This window comes from Paenibacillus validus NBRC 15382 (genome assembly GCF_004000985.1).
GTDB lineage: Bacteria > Bacillota > Bacilli > Paenibacillales > NBRC-103111 > Paenibacillus_G > Paenibacillus_G validus.
The window spans coordinates 112,064-129,703 of sequence record NZ_BIMH01000006.1; the positions used below are offsets into that span (position 1 = coordinate 112,064).

General features: G+C 56.3%; 23 protein-coding genes. 9 read left to right on the forward strand and 14 right to left on the reverse strand.

What is annotated here, in order from left to right; all coding sequences use genetic code 11:
- Window positions 1-49: 49 nt before the first annotated feature.
- Genes PVA01S_RS06750 through PVA01S_RS06760 form a run of 3 tightly spaced genes read right to left on the reverse strand, consistent with a single transcriptional unit; the run spans window position 50 to window position 2,791 of the window.
- On the reverse strand, window positions 50-1,639 hold the full coding sequence (locus PVA01S_RS06750) for a DHA2 family efflux MFS transporter permease subunit (protein WP_127606216.1): 1,590 nt from the start codon (window positions 1,637-1,639) through the stop codon (window positions 50-52).
- 35 nt (window positions 1,640-1,674) lie between these two features.
- Window positions 1,675-2,328, reverse strand: a complete 654-nt coding sequence (locus tag PVA01S_RS06755; RefSeq protein WP_127606217.1) for an efflux RND transporter periplasmic adaptor subunit — start codon at window positions 2,326-2,328, stop codon at window positions 1,675-1,677.
- Between the two features lie 22 nt (window positions 2,329-2,350).
- Window positions 2,351-2,791 (reverse strand): MarR family winged helix-turn-helix transcriptional regulator, encoded by a 441-nt coding sequence (locus PVA01S_RS06760; RefSeq protein ID WP_054797697.1) that lies wholly within the window; start codon window positions 2,789-2,791, stop codon window positions 2,351-2,353.
- A gap of 205 nt (window positions 2,792-2,996) precedes the next feature.
- Between PVA01S_RS06760 and PVA01S_RS06765 the strand changes: the two genes are divergently transcribed.
- The 3 genes from PVA01S_RS06765 (at window position 2,997) to PVA01S_RS06770 (ending at window position 4,087) form a co-directional block, all read left to right on the forward strand.
- Window positions 2,997-3,428 carry a MarR family winged helix-turn-helix transcriptional regulator gene (locus tag PVA01S_RS06765; protein WP_054797696.1) on the forward strand — a complete coding sequence of 144 codons (432 nt, stop codon included), beginning with the start codon at window positions 2,997-2,999 and terminating at the stop codon, window positions 3,426-3,428.
- A 124-nt stretch (window positions 3,429-3,552) separates the two neighbouring features.
- The gene (locus PVA01S_RS26505) at window positions 3,553-3,729 is read left to right on the forward strand and encodes a hypothetical protein (protein ID WP_164751755.1); all 177 of its coding nucleotides are present in this window, start codon (window positions 3,553-3,555) and stop codon (window positions 3,727-3,729) included.
- Window positions 3,730-3,889: 160 nt separating this feature from the next.
- Complete coding sequence (locus tag PVA01S_RS06770) at window positions 3,890-4,087, forward strand: hypothetical protein (protein WP_127606221.1); 198 nt, start codon at window positions 3,890-3,892, stop codon at window positions 4,085-4,087.
- 56 nt (window positions 4,088-4,143) lie between these two features.
- On the opposite strand, the gene PVA01S_RS06775 is transcribed toward PVA01S_RS06770, so the two are convergent.
- Window positions 4,144-5,352 carry an MFS transporter gene (locus PVA01S_RS06775; protein WP_127606223.1) on the reverse strand — a complete coding sequence of 403 codons (1,209 nt, stop codon included), beginning with the start codon at window positions 5,350-5,352 and terminating at the stop codon, window positions 4,144-4,146.
- A gap of 173 nt (window positions 5,353-5,525) precedes the next feature.
- Between PVA01S_RS06775 and PVA01S_RS27170 the strand changes: the two genes are divergently transcribed.
- The gene (locus tag PVA01S_RS27170; RefSeq protein WP_219996633.1) at window positions 5,526-5,654 is read left to right on the forward strand and encodes a DUF6254 family protein; all 129 of its coding nucleotides are present in this window, start codon (window positions 5,526-5,528) and stop codon (window positions 5,652-5,654) included.
- 118 nt (window positions 5,655-5,772) lie between these two features.
- Here PVA01S_RS27170 and PVA01S_RS06780 read toward each other — a convergent pair whose 3' ends face one another.
- A complete protein-coding gene (locus tag PVA01S_RS06780) occupies window positions 5,773-6,051 on the reverse strand; it encodes a small, acid-soluble spore protein, alpha/beta type (protein ID WP_127606225.1) in 279 nt (92 codons plus the stop codon).
- 112 nt (window positions 6,052-6,163) lie between these two features.
- Here PVA01S_RS06780 and PVA01S_RS06785 point away from each other — a divergent pair, with 112 nt between their 5' ends.
- Window positions 6,164-7,111, forward strand: coding sequence for an SPL family radical SAM protein (locus PVA01S_RS06785; protein ID WP_127606227.1), 948 nt, complete (start codon window positions 6,164-6,166; stop codon window positions 7,109-7,111).
- Here PVA01S_RS06785 and PVA01S_RS06790 read toward each other — a convergent pair.
- The 3 genes from PVA01S_RS06790 to PVA01S_RS06800 form a co-directional block, all read right to left on the reverse strand.
- Window positions 7,108-7,872, reverse strand: a complete 765-nt coding sequence (locus PVA01S_RS06790; RefSeq protein WP_127606229.1) for an ABC transporter permease — start codon at window positions 7,870-7,872, stop codon at window positions 7,108-7,110. The genes PVA01S_RS06785 and PVA01S_RS06790 overlap by 4 nt on opposite strands.
- The gene (locus PVA01S_RS06795) at window positions 7,865-8,617 is read right to left on the reverse strand and encodes an ABC transporter ATP-binding protein (protein WP_127606231.1); all 753 of its coding nucleotides are present in this window, start codon (window positions 8,615-8,617) and stop codon (window positions 7,865-7,867) included. The genes PVA01S_RS06790 and PVA01S_RS06795 overlap by 8 nt, the downstream gene beginning before the upstream one ends.
- A gap of 152 nt (window positions 8,618-8,769) precedes the next feature.
- Window positions 8,770-9,789 (reverse strand): FUSC family protein, encoded by a 1,020-nt coding sequence (locus PVA01S_RS06800; protein WP_127606233.1) that lies wholly within the window; start codon window positions 9,787-9,789, stop codon window positions 8,770-8,772.
- Between the two features lie 22 nt (window positions 9,790-9,811).
- Between PVA01S_RS06800 and PVA01S_RS06805 the strand changes: the two genes are divergently transcribed.
- Window positions 9,812-10,000, forward strand: a complete 189-nt coding sequence (locus PVA01S_RS06805) for a hypothetical protein (protein ID WP_127606235.1) — start codon at window positions 9,812-9,814, stop codon at window positions 9,998-10,000.
- A gap of 323 nt (window positions 10,001-10,323) precedes the next feature.
- Here PVA01S_RS06805 and modB read toward each other — a convergent pair whose 3' ends face one another.
- Window positions 10,324-11,001, reverse strand: coding sequence for a molybdate ABC transporter permease subunit (gene modB, locus PVA01S_RS06810; RefSeq protein ID WP_372813360.1), 678 nt, complete (start codon window positions 10,999-11,001; stop codon window positions 10,324-10,326).
- A 2-nt stretch (window positions 11,002-11,003) separates the two neighbouring features.
- Window positions 11,004-11,792: a molybdate ABC transporter substrate-binding protein gene (gene modA / locus PVA01S_RS06815; RefSeq protein ID WP_412761014.1), complete on the reverse strand. Its 789-nt coding sequence runs from the start codon at window positions 11,790-11,792 to the stop codon at window positions 11,004-11,006.
- A gap of 181 nt (window positions 11,793-11,973) precedes the next feature.
- Here modA and PVA01S_RS06820 point away from each other — a divergent pair, with 181 nt between their 5' ends.
- Window positions 11,974-12,918, forward strand: a complete 945-nt coding sequence (locus tag PVA01S_RS06820) for a helix-turn-helix transcriptional regulator (protein ID WP_127606237.1) — start codon at window positions 11,974-11,976, stop codon at window positions 12,916-12,918.
- 43 nt (window positions 12,919-12,961) lie between these two features.
- The gene (locus tag PVA01S_RS06825) at window positions 12,962-13,681 is read left to right on the forward strand and encodes an HNH endonuclease (protein WP_244932920.1); all 720 of its coding nucleotides are present in this window, start codon (window positions 12,962-12,964) and stop codon (window positions 13,679-13,681) included.
- 85 nt (window positions 13,682-13,766) lie between these two features.
- Here the strand turns inward: PVA01S_RS06825 and PVA01S_RS06830 are convergent, their stop codons facing one another.
- From PVA01S_RS06830 to PVA01S_RS06840, 3 genes are all read right to left on the reverse strand, one after another.
- Entirely contained in the window at window positions 13,767-14,270 is a 504-nt protein-coding gene (locus PVA01S_RS06830) for a hypothetical protein (protein ID WP_127606239.1), read from the reverse strand.
- A 136-nt stretch (window positions 14,271-14,406) separates the two neighbouring features.
- Complete coding sequence (locus PVA01S_RS06835) at window positions 14,407-15,069, reverse strand: CPBP family intramembrane glutamic endopeptidase (RefSeq protein ID WP_127606241.1); 663 nt, start codon at window positions 15,067-15,069, stop codon at window positions 14,407-14,409.
- A gap of 95 nt (window positions 15,070-15,164) precedes the next feature.
- The gene (locus PVA01S_RS06840; protein WP_054797686.1) at window positions 15,165-15,446 is read right to left on the reverse strand and encodes a DUF1294 domain-containing protein; all 282 of its coding nucleotides are present in this window, start codon (window positions 15,444-15,446) and stop codon (window positions 15,165-15,167) included.
- Between the two features lie 275 nt (window positions 15,447-15,721).
- Between PVA01S_RS06840 and PVA01S_RS26510 the strand changes: the two genes are divergently transcribed.
- Window positions 15,722-15,865 (forward strand): hypothetical protein, encoded by a 144-nt coding sequence (locus tag PVA01S_RS26510; protein ID WP_164751756.1) that lies wholly within the window; start codon window positions 15,722-15,724, stop codon window positions 15,863-15,865.
- A gap of 88 nt (window positions 15,866-15,953) precedes the next feature.
- On the opposite strand, the gene pruA is transcribed toward PVA01S_RS26510, so the two are convergent.
- Entirely contained in the window at window positions 15,954-17,519 is a 1,566-nt protein-coding gene (pruA, locus tag PVA01S_RS06845) for an L-glutamate gamma-semialdehyde dehydrogenase (RefSeq protein WP_127606243.1), read from the reverse strand.
- Window positions 17,520-17,640: the final 121 nt, after the last annotated feature.

Sequence of the window (17,640 nt, forward strand, 5' to 3'; positions counted from 1 at the left end):
CCAGATTCGCTCCTTTGCTTCGCCTGTTCCGTTCCTGTCGGCCTTCCCGTTATTCGCCCATCATCGGCATGCCGGGTTCGCCTTTGCGCTTCTTTTCCTTGATCAACAGCGACAGCGCCAGCGCCACCAGCGATAGAGCCGCCGTTAAAATAAACACGTCGTCCAGCGCCGTGATCGTCGCTTCGATTTGCACCTGCCCGGCCACGTAGCTGAGCGCGCTGGCCCTGGCCTGCGACGCCGATTGCCCGAGCGCCACGAACGAGTTCTGCAGCCGGTTGATTTGATCCGTCACCGAAGTAGAGAACATATTAAGCTGCTCCGCATAGCTCGCGCTGTGGAAATTCCGGCGGTCCGTGAACAGCATCGACAACCAGGCGATGCCGAACGCACCGCTGACCTGACGGATCGTATTGGACAGCGCGGTTCCTTGCCCGACTTTGTCCATCGGCACCGTGCTCATCCCCGCCGTTTGCATCGGCATCATCATCAAGCCCATTCCGGCGGCCCGCAGGCACATCCAGAAGACGATCGTGCCGTGCGACGTTTCCATGCTGAGCTGCGAGGTCAAATACAACGCATAAGCCGTGATCAGCATGCCGATAACCGCAATCGCTTTGGCCCCGATTTTATCGTATAACGCTCCCGCTATCGGCATCATGAACCCCGACATGAGCGCCTGCGGCAGCAGCAGCAAGCCGGTTTGGACGGCAGATAGGCCGGAGACGCTTTGCAGGAAAATCGGCAGCAAAAATAACACGCCCATCATGATGACGGTGACGAGGCTCGAGATCGACACGGTGAGCGTGAACGTCCAGTTTTTCATCAAGCTCAAGTCAAGCAGCGGGTCCTTCACATGGAGTTCAATCGTGATGAATGCGATCAAGGAGACAAGGCCTGTCAAGACGAAGGCGAGCACCTCGTGATCCGTCCAGCCTTTCTCTGACACGAGCCCGACCCCGTAGAGCAGCGAAGCGAGTCCGAGGCTGGAGGTCAGAAAGCCGGCAAGGTCGAAACGCCGTTTCACTTCCGATTTGAACTCCCTTAAGAAAGCTGCCGATAAAAATAAGTCCAAAATGCCAATCGGCACATTGATCGTAAAAATGAGCCGCCAATCCAAATATTCGACGATGTAACCGGACAACGTCGGACCGGTAGCCGGAGCGAACATAATCGCGATCCCGAACATGCCCATCGCGATACCGCGGCGCTCCACCGGAATCATACGTAAAATCATCGCCATGCTGATCGGCATCATCGCGCCGCCGCCAACGGCTTGCACGATCCGGAATACGATCATCGCGTTGTTGCTCCAGGCGATGCCGCAAAGCCCCGAACCGATGGTAAAAATAGCGAGCGAAATCACGTACATTTTCTTATAGCCGAAACGATCGCCCAAAAACCCGGTTGCCGGTACCAAAGCCCCGCTCACCAACGCATAGGCGGTAACCACCCACTCGATTTGCGACTGGTTCACGCCGAAGACGGACATCATCTTCGGAATGGCGACGTTGACGATACTTGTATCGAGGATGGCCATAAACACCCCGAGAATTAGCGCCACCATCGCGAATCCAGGTAATTTGGCGGCGGCTTGGGGCGCCTTATCCCCTTTATTCTCCTGTTCATTCTGAGCGCTCATCGTCTGCTTCCCCCTTACCGCTCACGTGTCTGTTGCTATTTCTCGATTTTCACCGTCGCGTTCAAACCGGGAATAAGCCGCTTGCCTTGATAATCGTCGATGCTGATTTTAACCGGAATGCGTTGAATGACTTTCGTATAATTGCCTGATGTATTCGAGGACGGCAGCAGCGAGAAGGAGGAGTTCGTCCCCAGCCCGATTTTCTCTACGCGCCCGGTGAAGGTTACATCCTTGAACGCATCGATCGTAAAGGTTACCCGATTGCCGACCTGCACTTCCGTAATCTCGGTTTCCTGCAGATTGGCCGTGATGTACAAGCGGTTCAAATCCGCACTCATCGCCAGCGTTGCGCCAGGGGCCACCGTTTGGTTCTGGACGGCGTTCGATTGAATGAGCGTCCCTTGCTCGGAAGCGACGATTTCCGTTGTAGTGGCCGGTGAATTTCCGCGCGACGGGGACGTTTCCACGATCCCGAGCACGTCGCCCTTAGCGAACGCCTCGCCCTCCTGATAACGCCACTCCAGCAATTTGCCCGCAGACAGTGAACCGATCGCCCGCAGATCGCCCTGTACCTTCGCATCTTCCGTGCTTATGTATTTGCTCGATTCCCGGTAATAGTAATAACCGCCAGCACCGCCGCCGATGAGCAGCACGGCCAACACGGTAAGAAGCACCGCTTTTTTCTTCATCTTGTCGAGCTCCCTTCAACCCTTATCGCATATCTTGTCGCGTATCTTGTAATGAAGATGTCATTTTATGAAGAAGATACATGAACTGCTCTTGTTCCTCCTCCGGCAAGCTGCTGAGCAACTGTGTCAGCAATTGCCGTTTACATTGCCAAACTTTCTCGACCTGCCGTTCCGCCATCTCCGTCAGTTCCAGCCAGACGACCCTGCGGTCGGCTTCGTCACGGGTTCGACCGATATGACCGGTCTGCTCGAGCCGATTCACAGCCAGCGTCGTCGCGCTCGCCGAAATCTGCAAATCGTCTGCCAGCTCGTTCACCGCGGCACGCCGCTTACGGTACAAAGTTTGCAGCAGAACGACCTGCTGTCTGGACAGTTCGGGCGGGACCGCCCACTTCCGGGTTTGCCGGAGTACGACATGCAGAAGCTCCTCGAATTGTTTGATGCGATGATCCGCTTCAGCCAAACAGTTCCCTCCTCTAAAATATTTAGGATAAAATAGTTTATTAATGAAATCATTTAGCTGTAAAATATCATAGGAAATTTGTACCGTCAATTAAAATATTCATGATCGGCAGCAACTTTTTTGAAACCTGCCGCCAGTTCTTACGTATTATCCTGCAGCGGGCTTTTTTACCCGTTGATTTCTTATGTTTATACAGGGGGTTCCCATGCCAAACCGTCAAGATTTGTACGAACTGGAAGTAACGTTTCGCCAATTAATGCGCAGAATTCGAGGAAGCTGGAACCGCTTTGAAATTCAAGGGGTCTCCGCTTCACAAGGCATCATACTAGAAAAATTGGAGAACGAAGGACCGTTGAAGGTTTCGCAAATCGCTGACGCGCTTTGGATTACGGCAGGCGCCGTCACCTCGTTGTCGGACAAGCTCATCTCCGGCGGTTTCGCCAAACGGACCCGTTCGGAGGAAGACCGCCGCGTCGTCTATCTGGAAATAACGGAGCAAGGGCGGACGATTACCGAATCGCTGAAGAAGCACCGCAAGCAAGTGGTGGAAGGTTACTTCGGCAAGCTATCGGATGAGGACGTGAAGTATTTGACGCGAATTTTCAAGAACATACTAAGCGACACGGAAACGTTATAGAGCGTCTCGAAGCCGGGGTGAAACCGCTCGATAAAGCGCTTAAATTTAGCGTCCTTCCTTATCATCTTTTGTGTGATGCGTTCATAGAATGATAGCATCCGGGAAAGGGAAGGAGCTGCTTGCAATGGCCCAGCTTATCGAATTTTTGATGTGGCTCATGTTGTTCGCCTCCATTACGCTCGCGTTTGCGATGATGCTGCTTGAATTCATTCTGCGCGATACGACGGAATACGATATGGAATTTCTTTGGAACCATCAATATACGCTGCAAGATTTACATCTCGACCGCAAGGATTCATAGGATAGCGGAACGTTGGCGCCCGATTTCGTTCGGCCGTTCTTGTTCTGCGCTCGCCGGTCGGCAAAACCGCACAATAAAAAGCCCGGAGTACGCGCAGATGCGCGAATCCGGGCTTTCCTGGTTATTGGGGTAACGCTGCGACGCGCGAGCCGGACGGTGCGTGCTCCGCGGACAGAAGCTTCCCGGTGCGGACAAGCACGTTCTGCAGCGCTTCGGAGACCTGGGCGTCGAACTGCGTGCCGCTGTGTCTGCGAAGTTCTTCGCCGCCGTCTCGACGGACAGCTTCGGCCGCAGCTTACACCCGCTTCCCTTATGGTGTCAACAACAAGAAACCCTTTCAACCTGCGGCTCCGGTTGAAAGGGTATTTCGCTGTGTCCATTCCGTTACACGGGTAAAATTCAAGTCCCGGCCGCTTACACGCGGGGACTCGAAACGTTCGCCGCCTTCGCACGGAACCGCATCCGGGATGCGCCGTACACCAGGGCCAGCAGCAGCACATAGAGCGTCACGAGCACCCATAACGCAACCGATACGGACAGTTGGTCCATACACCACCCGGTCAGCAGCGGGATGAGCGCCCCGCCCACGCCGCCGGAGGCGATCAGTATGCTGGTTATCCGTTCTTCCATGCCCGGGAAAAATCCATTCGCGTACACGAGCGCAACCGCAAACATGCCCGACATCAACAGCCCCAGCAGCAGCACCAGCGCATAGCTCGAGAACACCGTATCGGCCATGGCGAATAAGCTTAAGACGGCGGCCCCGCTGGCGCAGCTGACCAGCAGGTAACGGGCTTTTCCCCAGCGGCCGGCCAATTGGGCGGCGAACAGCCGTCCGACCGCCATCGCTCCCCAGAAGCAGGTGACGGAAAGCGCGCCGATCTCCGGCTTCACACCGACATTTTCAATCATAATGGACGGCAGGAAATTCGCGACGCTCATCTCCGCGCCGACATATAAAGCAAAGATGACGATAAACAAAGTCAACAGCCCGATCAAACCGCCGGGAAGACCTTTGAACGAAGGCACGGCGCCTGCCTGCACGGCGTTCGACGCCGATTTCGCCATCACAGCAGACATTCGCCCGAGCGGCAGCACGGCCCATAACACGAAGACGAGCAGCGACAGCAGGCTTAAGGCGAGAAATGACCCCCGCCACCAGCCTGCGGCGATGAACAACGACACCAGCAGAGGCATGACCAGGGCGCCGACGCCGAAGAACACTTCGATGCGGGCCATGGCGACCGTCTTGCGCGATTCTTCGAAGTGCCCGATCACGACGGCGCCGATGATCGTCTCCACCATGCCGAATCCGAAGCCGGCGAGCGGAGCGATGGCGAGTACGATTCCCCATGGGGGCAGCGTAAAGAAGACCATTTCGCCCAAGGCCATGCAGAACAGGCTAACCAGCAGAGCGCCCCGCTTGCCCAGCTTCTGACTAAACCACGGACCGGCTAACACGCCGATTAAAAATCCGAAAAATTGCAGGGCGACGAGTTGTCCCCCCGCGCTGTAATCTTTCCCGTAATGGGCAAGCAGCTCGGGCATTAAAGCGCCGATAATGACATGCGCCAAGCCGATGAGCAAATACGATAAGCATCCTGTCCAAAAAAACGTTCTCACTTTCCAGCCTCCGTCCCCGTTGCTCCTTCTACCCCCTGAATCTTCACTTTAACGGATCAAAGCATAGATTACAACAACGTTTGCGGAGTTTATGAAGAATAAAGGACCGGCCCTCCCGCCATCCTAAAAAGGCAGCACCTTGCTTCTATATCCGAGAAGGGACGTGAAAGAAGATGAGCCATTCCAAACGCCGCCAGGAAAACGAGTGGAAAATCCGCAAGCAGTCCCCGCATCCCCACGGTAAGATCAAGTCGCTTGCCGAATATTCGGACGAATACGATGCCCGGCATTCGCAGCAGTAAGCGGTCGTAAATGCAAGCTGCTCGTGCCCTGCGTAATTGTAACGAACAGGTGTTTCGCACCAAAGCACACCTTCCCGCCCGGGAGGTGTGCTTCTTGATCATCGCGGCGCTAAACCGTTTATTTTCCTGCCAGCCGCTCCTGCGCCATCCGGATCATCTCGCGCACCATCGCGCCCCCGATTTGCCCGCCGATTTGCCCGGCCTGCTCCGTAGACAAATGGCCGTTGCCGTTCGGTTGGAGCGGTATGCCGAGAGATCGGGCCACCTCGTACTTGACGTTGTCCGGTTGCGCGGAATTCGTGCTGTATCCCTCCCTGCGCATCACTTCGGCCTTGAATTGGTCCAGGGCGTAACCGGCCCCGGGCACAACGGTTCTTCTGCTTCTTCTTCTGGCCATTCTGCCATCCTCCTTACCGTTTTGCAGTTCTTGTTGCAAAGGAAGTAAAGCTGCGATATGATAAAAATAAGAACATATGTTCTTGTCAATCCTTCCTTTCGAGGTGTACGATATGAGAGCGAACTATGAGCCGATAAACGCGAAGCAGGTTTTGAATCCCGTCAAAAGTCCCTCGATGCCGTTCGACTGGTCGATTAACCCGTACCGCGGATGCCAGCACGGTTGTAGTTTTTGTTATGCCAGGTCAACTCATACATTCCTGGGATTGGATACGGACGATACCTTCCAACGCCATATCTTGTTCAAGCAAAATGCGGCCGCGGCGCTGGAATCGCAGCTGGAACGCATGCTTCGCCAGAAGAACGGACGAAGCCGCATCGGCAAAGTGGCGATCGGGACCGCCACCGATCCTTATCAGCCGCTCGAGAAGAACGAGCAGCTTACGCGCCAATGCCTTGAAGTGTTGGCCGCCTATCATATTCCGGCCAGCATTACAACCCGTTCCCCCCTTGTTTTACGGGATGTGGACCTGCTGCGGAAAATTCCCGGCTGCACCGTGAACGTAAGCGTGAACACGCTGGACAAATCGGTATGGCGCAGCTTCGAGCCGATGTCGCCCGCGCCCGAACCGCGACTGGACACGGTGCGCCGCTTGCGGGAGCATGGCGTGGACGCCGGCGTGTTTCTGGCGCCGATGCTGCCTTGGATCACGGACGGGGCCGAGCAATTGGAGCCGCTCGTCGGGCGCATCGCGCAAAGCGGCGCCACCTTCGTAATGGGCTCCGTCCTCCGCTTGAACACCGCCGCGGTGAAATCATGGTTTTTTCATTCGCTTCGCCTGCATTACGCTCCGCTAGTAAGCCGGTATGCGCAGCTGTATGCAGGCTCGCCGTCGGCGCCGAAGCCATACCGCGAGCAGGTTATGGAACGGCTGGACCGCCTGCTGCAATCGAACGGGCTAACGGCCTATAAACCGCTGTCGGGTCAGCATACTAGTCCGAGCCCTGACAACGCAAAAAACACCGAACAACGTCCGGTGCAGCTGACTTTCGATATTTAACGATTCGCATCCTCCGTGACCCTAAGCCGGGAGTCGGCGGTAAACCATAACTTATAGCTGATCAGGCTGAGCAGCATCGCTGTCAATGCGGCCGAAGAAGCCAGAATGAACATGATCAGCACCTGGTAGCGCACCGCTTCGATCGGGTCCGCCCCGGCTACGATCATGCCGGTCATCATCCCCGGGAGCTGTACCAGTCCGACGGTTTTCATCCCGTCCACCGTCGGAATCATGCTGGCGCGAACCGCACGCTTCAGCGAGCCTTGAACCGCCTGCCGGGCCGTAGCTCCCAAGGCGAGCAGCGTCTCCATCTCACCGCGCGACGTCTCCATCTCGCGCTTCATTTGACTCAAGAACAAGCCCGATACGATCATCGCGGTGCCGATCGTGATGCCGCTGATCGGGATTATGTATTGGGCAGTCGGTTCAATCATGCGCAGCACGAGCAGCAATCCGATCGTAACCGCTTCAGTGCAGCCGATCGCCGCCGCGATCCGAAGGCGTAAGCCCTTCAGCCGTTTGGCCCGTCCGCCGGCATTCCATGAGGCTACGCCGATCATCATCAGCACGAGCAGCACGATGAGCGCGGGATGCCGCGAATCGAATACGAAGTGCAGCACATAACCGATGGCAAGCAGTTGAACGGCGGAACGAATCGTGCCGATCGCAATTTCTTTCTCCAATCCGAGCTTCTGGCGAATGGATAGAACCATTGTCACCGCCACGAAGATCAAGGTGCAGGCAAGCGCGGCGTTAGACATTCGCTTCATCCTTTCCGGCCGCAGGCCACTCGATGAAACGACGAGCCGGTTCCGTTTCCGGTTGCCGGAAGAACGCCGCCGTATCGCCCTGTTCCAGCAGCTGTCCATCGGCCATAAACCAGACGCGATCGCTGACTTGCTTCGCTTGCTCCAAATCGTGCGTGATCCAGACGCAGGCGGTGCCCTCCCGCTCCGACCACGCGTTCAGCCACTGTTCGACGGCGCGTTTGCTGCCGGGATCCAGGGATGCCGTCACTTCGTCCAGCAGCAGCACGTCGGGACGGGCAAGCAGCGTACGAACCAGGGCAGTGCGCTGCTTCTCTCCGCCGGACAGCTCGGACGCCGGCTTGCTCCAGGCGAGAGCTCCGAGGCCTAATGCCTCCATGCACGTGCGGGCAAGCTCCCGGTCAAACGGGGTGCCATGCAAGCGGCTGACCGTCCGCAGGTTGTCCTCGACGCTTCCGGTCAACATCACGGCCTGCTGCGCAACGTAGCTCACCTTAGCTCTCCATTCCTGCGGCTTCCAATTGTCGGCTGGCTGACCGTGCAGCGATAGACCGCCTTCGTCCATGGCGTCCAGCCGGGCGATGATACGCAGCAGCGTCGTTTTGCCTTGCCCGGACACGCCGAGCAAGGCTACCCGCTGACCGCGATGGACCTCTGCGGTAATCCCTTGAAACAAATAACGGTCGGGGGCTTCGTGCCGGCGTTTGGATAATTGATCGATCGATAAGAAAACAGTCAAAGAAAAGGACCTCCCGATTAAATGATCCGTCACGATAACATCGATTCGTGATACATACAGATCATTATGGGCGCTTATCTGCGGGAATGCACCAGTTTAGAATAAATCCGCCAAGAGAGAAATCCGGGAACTTTCCTCTTGCCCCTTCACTGTTACGAGCCCCGGTGGTATTGTTCCACCAGCTTGTCGAGCCTGCCGATCTGGTAGCCGTAATCGAAGAGCGACGTAGCCACGATCGCCAAGCGCAAATCCTCGTCCGGGCGCTCCCGGTTCTCCGCCATCATTTCGCGCATAAACCGGTTGCTGTCGGCTTCCACGCGCTCGATTTCCGGCGGCTCGGTTTCCTTCAGCTTTTCATCAAATTTCAGCAGCACATGCTCGTGAAACTTAATGAGCTTCTCCAGATGCCGGTCGAAGGCCTTATCAATCTCCTCGCTCCGGTCGGCCTGAAAATAATGCTGCTCCACTGCCTCGAGCACATCAAGCCCCTTGCGCAGCGTCGCATGCATCTGCTGGTACACGACGAGATCGCGGATTTTGCTGAATTTGGCGCCCTTCAGCTTCTTGTACTCCTCTTCGAGCAGCTTGAATTTGGCCTCGATTCCGCCGAGCGCGTCCTCCAGCTTCCGCTTCTCGTCGCGAAACACGCTCTCCTTCAGCTCGTCGGACACGGCCGTCCGGAGCAGCAGCGAAAGCTTCGCGAACACGCTTTCGATCTGCGCCACGAACTGTTCCCGAGGATTCGGGGGAATGAAGAAAATGTTGATCAGCGATGCCGTTCCGATCCCGATCAATATTTGCAAAAAGCGGTTCAACGCAAACTGCCATTGGCCGGATGCTTCCATGACCGCAATGACCGTGACAAGCGTCAGCCCGACGGTCTCCTCCATTTTCAGCTTTAAGCAAATCATGATGACCAGCACGCACATAAGCCCGATTGCGAACGGGTCTTTCGATAAATACATACCTGCCCCAAGCGCGAGCACCGCGCCCAGCGTATTCGTCTGCAGCTGCTCAAGAAAGTGGCGCCAGGAACGATAAATCGTCGGCTGCATCGCAAAAATGGCTGCCACCGCGGCAATAACCGGCGAAGAGATGTGCAAAAACGAACTGATGTATAAGGAAACGGTTACTGCAATCCCGGTTTTCAGCATACGCGCGCCGAACGTCACGATGATCCCTCCTTGTGAGCTAATGAACCGTCAGTCGAATCCGGAAGCGATCGTCGCCTCATCTGCGGCGTACCGGACCAGCTCTTCCCCAAGTGACGAGGCTATTATCCCGGCTTCAAGCGCGCAATCGCAGGCGCTGCAGCGGAACGTTCCGCCGCCGGACACGACGATGTATGAGGTCGTAGTCGAGAGCAGCTGCGGCCTGACTTGATGGCCGGCCGACGGCTCCAGCGTGCCCGCGGGAGAACGCGGACTGTTCCCCTTTGGCCGGACCCGGTCAGCAGCGAATCGTATTCGATACGTGCGGCAAGCGGGGCGGCTCTCGGTTGCGGCTGCGCTCGAAACTACATCTGTCTCTAGCGATTATACCGGGCTTAAGCCGCTCTAGCAACCGTCAAATCGGCGGCAGCGGCCTGTATCCGCCCTATCCGGATCCTATCCCAATCTATATCGAAAAGGAGGTTCTCCAGATGCGCTTCGGGCACATGCCGACGCCGCGCTGAAGCCATTAAAGGCTTGCCCGGCGGGCCGCCATTAACGTCGGCTGAAACCCGGCCTGCCCGCCGCGTACAGCATCGCAAAGCTGATCGCGATCATGGCGAAACACCAGAGCCAGGCCAAGCCCAGGTTGCCGGCATCGACCGCGAAGTAAATGGCGGTCGGTACGGTTTGCGTGCGGCCCGGGATATTGCCCGCCAGCATGAGCGTCGCGCCGAACTCCCCGAGCCCGCGCGCAAAGCCGAGCACATAACCGGACACGAGCGAACGCCACGCTAAAGGAAGCGTAATAAACCGCAGCACCTGCCGCTCGCTCGCCCCCATCGAACGGGCGGCATCCTGCAGATCGGCGTCGGCCGACTGAAAACCGACCTTCAACGTCTGGTACACGAGCGGGAAGGCGACGACGACGGCGGCGATGACGGCCGCTCCCCAGCTGAACACGATGGACTGTCCGAAGACGTTCTCGAACAGCCGACCGACCGGACTCTGCCGACCGAACACGACGAGCAGTACGAACCCTACGACGGTCGGGGGGAGCACCAGCGGCAGCATGATGAACGTCTCCACGATCGTCCTGCCCCGGAATTTCGCCAGACTCATGCGCCATGCGACCCAAGCGGCCGCGACGAAAACGACGGCGCTGGCGATTAGCGAAACCTTCAGCGACAAGGCCACCGGCTCAAGGAAGGCAGCCCCATTCATCCTGCTCATCGTTATCGTCCCGGCAGGCGGAAGCCGTATTTGACGAAGACAGACGAAGCCGCTTCAGACTGCAAATACGTGTACAGCCGCTTCGCTTCCTCCGGATGCTTCGACGCTTTCACCAAACCGATCGGATATTCGATCGCGCTATAGCTTTTCGGGTCGATCGTGAACGCCACCTTCGCCTTCGTGGACGCCAGCGCATCGGTTTTATAAACGATTCCGGCCTCCGTGTTGCCCGTCTCCACGTAACTCAGCACTTGCCGGACATCCTTGGCATATACGATCTTCGCCTGAACCGCATCCCACAGCTTCTGATATGTAAGTGCTTCCTTTGCGTAGGCGCCGGCCGGTACCGATTCCGGTTGACCGACCGCAAGCTTTTTCACTGCAGGCTCGGCCAGCTGTTCGAGCGAGGCGAGCGATACGCCGCCGTCCGCCGGAACGACGACGACGAGCTCATTGGTCAGCAGATTCGATTGCCACTTGCCATCGATAAGCCCCTTCTCGAGAAGAGCTGCCATTTGCTTATTCCCGGCGGAAATAAACACGTCGCTCGGCGCCCCCTGCTCGATTTGCTGCTGCAGCGTGCCCGACGCTCCCAAATTAAAAGTCAGCTTGATGTCGGGATTATGGAGCTCAAAGTCGGCTTGAACCTCCTTCAAGCTGTCCGTTAAGCTCGCGGCCGCCGATACGACCAGCTCTACCTGAGGAGCAGGCTTCCCGGCCGTACACCCCGTCATCGTCGCAACCCCAAACAGAATCAAACAAATGAATATCCTTCGCATTAACCCGGTCATCCCCTTCGCGCCCCCATTCTTTTTACTTTCATGTCTCGAATTGTAGCACAACCTAAGTTCTATTTAAATATATTTAGTTATAATTAGTTATGTTTAATTATAATCAACGCGAACATCCCTTCGGCCATCGCTGGAGGGATGTTCTTATTTTCGGTATAATAGCCTTAAGGCGGTGAAGCTGTTGTCCCACGAACTTTCGTATACAACCGAAGACATTGCAAAAATTTTAAAAATATCCAAGCTCACGGTGTACGATCTGATCAAAAAAGGCGAATTGCCCGCGTACCGGGTAGGCCGCCAAATGCGCGTCGACGCCGACGACTTGGAACGATATAAGGCCAGAGCGAAGGGCGGGAACCTGCGTCCGGCCGTCCCTCAGCCCGAGACCGTGCGTCTGGACACGATCCGCGAGACGGCGGGCGTCAGGCCGCTTGTCATTACCGGACAAGACGTGAGCCTCGACATCTTGACGAAGCATATCGAGAAGCGGACGAAATCGTACCGGCCGCTGCGTTCCCATGTCGGAAGCCTGGACAGTCTCATCGCGATGTATCAAGGCCAAGCCGACATCGTCAGCACCCACCTGCTGGATGGAGATACGGGCACGTACAACGTCCCTTATGTCCGCAAGCTGCTGACCGGCCATGCCTACGTCGTCCTCAACCTTGTCGTGCGGGGGGCAGGTTTATATGTGCGCCGCGGTAATCCGAAGCAGATCTTGGGTTGGGCCGATCTCGCGAGAGACGACATCCGGATCGTGAACCGGGAAAAGGGTGCGGGAGCGCGCGTGCTGCTCGACGAGCAGCTGCGGCTGCATGCCCTCTCTTCCCGTGATGTGAACGGTTACGACGACGAGGAGTCGAACCATCTGGGCGTGGCCGGCAAAGTGGCGAGCGGGGAAGCCGACGCCGGTGTCGGCATCGAGCGGGCGGCGTCGATGGTGGGCGTCGATTTCATTCCGCTTATTCAGGAGCGGTACGATCTGGTCATGCTGAAACATCCGCACAATGAGGAATGGATCGGGCTGATCACGGAAATTGTCCGTTCGGATGCTTTCAAGAAAGAGCTTCGTTCGATCCAGGGGTACGATCTTACGCATACGGGGACGGTCATGTATGAGTGTTGACCGCTGCAATATGTCGAAACGAACATCAAGTCGAGGTGAACACGTGGATCAAGAGCTGAACCAAGAGCCAACGGAACCGTATACAGATGCGGAGCTCCCGTCTCATAAACGATGCGCGCACTGTCAGGAAATGAAGCCGCTTACCGACTTTTTGCGGCGAACCGGCAGACGTTCCGGCAAATCGTCCCGCCGCGGCGCATGCCGCGCTTGCCGGATGGAACGCAAGCCGCAAAGCGGCGAAACGCCGGGCCAAGAAGCGAGGGCCCGAAAGCGGCCCCGCTCACGCAAGCGGGCCGCCGCCCGGCCAGCGGCTGAGGAGGCGCTTGTTCTTACGCCGAAGCGGCGGATCAGCCGGCCGCTGCCTATCCCGCCGCCAAGGCCCAAAGGACCGGACGTGTCTGTGCTGCGGGTCAACCGCGAAGGCTTCGTCTGGATGCGGGGCCGCACGGACAAAGGCCGCCGCTGGCAGCAGGAAACGGATCTTGAAACGGCGGTAACGCTTGTGCGGGAGTTTGCAGCCGTCGTCGTCAACCGGCACACGATTCGTCGCGTGTATACCAATAGAATGTTCCGCCTTTACATTTTGACGCGCGACCACTACACCTGCCACTTCTGCGGCGAATACGGCGATACGATCGATCATCTGCTCCCCCGTGCCAAAGGCGGCCACACGACGCCCGTCAACTGCGTCTGCGCCTGTCACATCTGCAATCAGGAGAAGGCGGATCGCAGCCTGGATGAGTTTATCGTATCCGAAGATTAGCCATGCCAAAGACCGCCCGGATTCCTTCCATCCCGGACGGTCTTTTCTGCTTGCTAGCGGCGCCGCTCGCCGGTTGCCGACCAGCTTACGCCCCGCTCTTTCTCTTCATCAGGGTCCAAGCCCCCGCGACGATCAACACGATGCCAACGATCGGTCCATTGACCATCCATTGACCGAGGAGAGAACCGACGGCGAATACGGCAAAAAACAGGACCGACAGCACCATCAAAATGTTGATCGGAATCAGCAGCCACTTGTTTCGGCCGCCGAGCCAATAAAACTCGAACAGCCCGATCGCAACCGCTAAAATAAACCCGGGCCACATCGTCCCCCAGCTATCGAACAGCATGGAGATTTGGCACACGATCCCCGCCGTAAACAAAATGCCCCCGGGAATCAAGAGGCCCGCTCCCCGCGGCGCCGTCATCGAGAAATACAGCCAGTGGAAAAACAATCCTAGCGGAATGACGAATAAGCTCGGCCAGAAATAACCGAAAATGTCGCCTGCTCCGAACGTTGCCCCGCGGTTTAGAAACAAGCTGGCTCCCAGCAGAATGAAAACGGCTCCGATGATCGTCCGTTTGTTCATGAGTAGACACTCCTTTATCGCTCCAAGTTCATTACAACCAACTTACCATATCCCGGAACTTGGCGTCCCCCTGCTTGGGTAAGGAAGCCGACTGGACTTTAGTCCAGTATTTGCCGTCTTCTTTGTCGTGCGTATATTACTGCAAATAGATCAAATAAACCGCTACGATACCGCCGTCCGCCAAAGCGTGACTGATGAAGCCTCCGAGCAGCGACCGCTGCTTTCGATACATCCAGCCCCATAATAGACCGGCCATGAACACCAGAAGAACGGCCAGCACATCGCAAGGCCATTCGAACATCGGGACTAACCACAGCAAATGGTACAGGCTGTAGAAAATCGAGGTGAGACCGATCGCCAATCCGGCATGCAGCTGTTTTTCCAGCTTCCGGTACATGTAGCATCTCCAGTAGATTTCTTCCAGGAGCGGATTGACGACGACCAGAATGACGATGTACCAGACCGCGTGCCTGGAGAAGCCCCATGCCTGCAGCAGCGATTTCAGTTCCGTCACATCAAAGAGAAGAGGCCGCATCAAGGCCACCGTCATCGGGATGACAACCAGTAAGACGATGCCCAAGATAAGCCCGTATTTCAGATTCTTCTTATGGACCCGGAATCCGAGCTGCTTCAAGTTTTCGGATAACGTACTCTTTTTCTGAAGCAGGCCGTCCGCCAGCGGAATCAGCAGCAGCCACCCGTAAAATAAGGCAAACGTGTAAAGCATGCTGTTCAGTCCTTGCAGCCCTAACAAAATCATCGCCGTCGGCCCGATCATCAGCACAAAGAGACGCATCATCCTTCAACTCCATCCCGTCGTCCTTTTGCGCTTATTGTAACCAATTCCAGCCAGATCCAACAGGACGAACTTCGGCCGGCATCTCCCCGACCCATTTAGAGCCGCGGATAAAACAACCACTTGAGAAGCAAATACATGCACAGCACGTTGAGAATAAAAATGAAGGGAATGCCTACGGTAAACGATTCATGCTTCGTTTTGTGGCGCCACACCTGCATAGCGATCCAGACGCCCGCCGCCCCGCCAAGGAAGGCCCATAGAAACAGCCGTTTTTCCGGCACCCTCCGGCTCTTCCTCTTCGCTTTCATTTTATCGGCTCCCATGACGATAAACCCGATCACATTCACGATCAGCCCATAGATCAGGACCACGTACATTAGCTCCACCGCCTGTTTCCGCTGCCGCCTGCTCTGACAGCGTTTATCTGTTCCGCCCGGCCGGATCGGTTAATCCCGGCTGCGTTCCGAATCCAACATTCGACATTTTTCCGCCAAATTCCTGCTTTCGCATTTCGTTTGCAAAGCCTAAGCGGTACGCCGCAAGCGAGCATACGATAGAGCAAGTCCATGCAGAAAGAAGAAATCCGCCATGTGACCGTCTTGTTGGATCGGCCGGATCGGGCCTTAATTTTAGTAAGCGGGGGTGAGGGATCATGATCAAGCTGGAGCACATCCTGAAAGTGCTTGCCGACGATAAAGACATGAAGAAGATGTTCAACGATATGAGCAAGCTGGAAAAGGACATCGATAAGCTCTTCAAAAGCATGGAAAACTTACAGAAGTCGAATAAGCTATGAACCAGCCGCAACTCGCGCAAGGCCATTCCCAGAGCGGAATCTCCGCCCTGAGAATGGCCTTGCGCCGGTTTACCCGGCGCCTTCGCCGTTACAGCTTCCGGGAAGTCAGTTTCGCTTGCGTATATAACAAGAGGTAATCGTGCCCTCCCGCCTTCGAATCGGTGCCGGACATATTAAAGCCTCCGAACGGGTGAACGCCGACCAACGCTCCGGTACACTTCCGGTTCACATACATATTGCCGCAATGCATCTCTTCGAGCGCATACGCGATTCGAGCTTCATCCTGCGAGAAATACGACCCGGTCAAGCCGAATTCCGTATCGTTGTACAGCGCAATCGCTTCTTTGTAATCTTTAGCTTTGGCGATGGCCAGCACCGGCCCGAAAATTTCCTCCTGCATAATGCGCGCTCTACCGTCCACATCGGTAAAAACGGTAGGTTCAATGTAATACCCGTTGCCTTGCGCTTTCCCTCCGCCAACGAGCAGCCGTCCTTCCGTCTTTCCGATTTCAATGTACGCCAAAATTTTATCGTAAGCCTGTTGATCGGATACCGGTCCCAACGGATAGTTCAGCTCCGGCAAGCCGACCGTCAGTTTCTCCGTTTGCTCCTTGACCAGCTGCACGATACGGTCGTACACCGACGCCACGGCAATAACCCGTGAGCCGGCCGAACACTTCTGCCCTTGGAATCCGAAGGCCGAAGCTACGATGGCCTTGGCGGCTTCTTCCAGATCCGCCGTTTCATCGACGACGATGCCGTCTTTACCGCCCATTTCCGCGATCACGCGCTTCATCCAAATTTGTCCTTCGTTCGTCTGGGCGGCCAATCGGTTGATCCGAAGTCCGATTTCCTTGGAGCCCGTGAAGCTGATAAACCGCGTCTTCGGATGCGACGTCAAGTAATCGCCGACTTCCGCCCCGCTTCCGGGAATAAAGTTGATGACGCCGTCCGGCAGCCCGACCTCTTCCATCAGCTCCACAAACTTGTGGGCGATGACCGGCGTGACGGATGCCGGCTTCAACAGCACCGTATTGCCGCTGACAACCGCGGCGGCGGTAATGCCTACGCAGATCGCCAGCGGGAAGTTCCAAGGCGGAATGACGATCCCGACGCCAAGCGGGATGTAGGTCAAGCGGTTTTCTTCCCCTGGGAGCTTCGTTAAAGGCCGGTGTGTATGCGTCTCGCTGAGACGGATCATCTCCCTGCCGTAATATTCCATAAAATCGATCGCCTCGGCCGTATCCGCATCGGCTTCGGCCCAGTTTTTCCCGGCTTCGTACACCATCAGCGCGGAAAACTCATGCTTGCGCTCGCGCATCAGCTTCGCCGCCCGGAATAAATAACAGGCCCGGTCGACCGCCGTTGTTTTTTTCCACGTTTCGAACGTGTTCAAGGCCGCGTTCATCGCTTTCTCCGCCAAGTCTTGAGTCGCCTTGCTCACGTGTCCGATCACTTGATCCACATTCCCGGGATTAACGGAAACGATCTTCTGCTCCGTCATTACCTTCTCCGATCCGATCCGGAGCGGATAATCCCGCCCAAGCTCCGCTTTCACTTTAAGAAGCGCCGCTTCCATCGCCTGTTTGTTTTCAGGCCGCGAGAAATCGGTAAACGGTTCGTTTTGAAAGGGGGTTACGGTATATTCGGTCATCGGGCAGTCTCCTTTATGGTTCAGGTTTGGCCGCTAGGTCCAGACGCAGAATTTCGAAGCTTCGACCGCCACGATCGACGAATCGGGCTCCATGATACAGCTATATTCAACAAACCCCCAC

Excerpts from the sequence above, each read along its gene's own strand:
- PVA01S_RS06750 (WP_127606216.1), bottom strand. The coding sequence starts at position 1,639 with ATGAGCGCTCAGAATGAACAGGAGAATAAAGGGGATAAGGCGCCCCAA.
- PVA01S_RS06755 (WP_127606217.1), bottom strand. The coding sequence starts at position 2,328 with ATGAAGAAAAAAGCGGTGCTTCTTACCGTGTTGGCCGTGCTGCTCATC.
- PVA01S_RS06765 (WP_054797696.1), top strand. The coding sequence starts at position 2,997 with ATGCCAAACCGTCAAGATTTGTACGAACTGGAAGTAACGTTTCGCCAA.
- PVA01S_RS26505 (WP_164751755.1), top strand. The coding sequence starts at position 3,553 with ATGGCCCAGCTTATCGAATTTTTGATGTGGCTCATGTTGTTCGCCTCC.
- PVA01S_RS27170 (WP_219996633.1), top strand. The coding sequence starts at position 5,526 with ATGAGCCATTCCAAACGCCGCCAGGAAAACGAGTGGAAAATCCGCAAG.
- PVA01S_RS06780 (WP_127606225.1), bottom strand. The coding sequence starts at position 6,051 with ATGGCCAGAAGAAGAAGCAGAAGAACCGTTGTGCCCGGGGCCGGTTAC.
- PVA01S_RS06785 (WP_127606227.1), top strand. The coding sequence starts at position 6,164 with ATGAGAGCGAACTATGAGCCGATAAACGCGAAGCAGGTTTTGAATCCC.
- PVA01S_RS06790 (WP_127606229.1), bottom strand. The coding sequence starts at position 7,872 with ATGTCTAACGCCGCGCTTGCCTGCACCTTGATCTTCGTGGCGGTGACA.
- PVA01S_RS06805 (WP_127606235.1), top strand. The coding sequence starts at position 9,812 with ATGAACCGTCAGTCGAATCCGGAAGCGATCGTCGCCTCATCTGCGGCG.
- modB (WP_372813360.1), bottom strand. The coding sequence starts at position 11,001 with ATGAGCAGGATGAATGGGGCTGCCTTCCTTGAGCCGGTGGCCTTGTCG.
- modA (WP_412761014.1), bottom strand. The coding sequence starts at position 11,792 with ATGACCGGGTTAATGCGAAGGATATTCATTTGTTTGATTCTGTTTGGG.
- PVA01S_RS06830 (WP_127606239.1), bottom strand. The coding sequence starts at position 14,270 with ATGAACAAACGGACGATCATCGGAGCCGTTTTCATTCTGCTGGGAGCC.
- PVA01S_RS06835 (WP_127606241.1), bottom strand. The coding sequence starts at position 15,069 with ATGATGCGTCTCTTTGTGCTGATGATCGGGCCGACGGCGATGATTTTG.
- PVA01S_RS06840 (WP_054797686.1), bottom strand. The coding sequence starts at position 15,446 with ATGTACGTGGTCCTGATCTATGGGCTGATCGTGAATGTGATCGGGTTT.
- PVA01S_RS26510 (WP_164751756.1), top strand. The coding sequence starts at position 15,722 with ATGATCAAGCTGGAGCACATCCTGAAAGTGCTTGCCGACGATAAAGAC.
- pruA (WP_127606243.1), bottom strand. The coding sequence starts at position 17,519 with ATGACCGAATATACCGTAACCCCCTTTCAAAACGAACCGTTTACCGAT.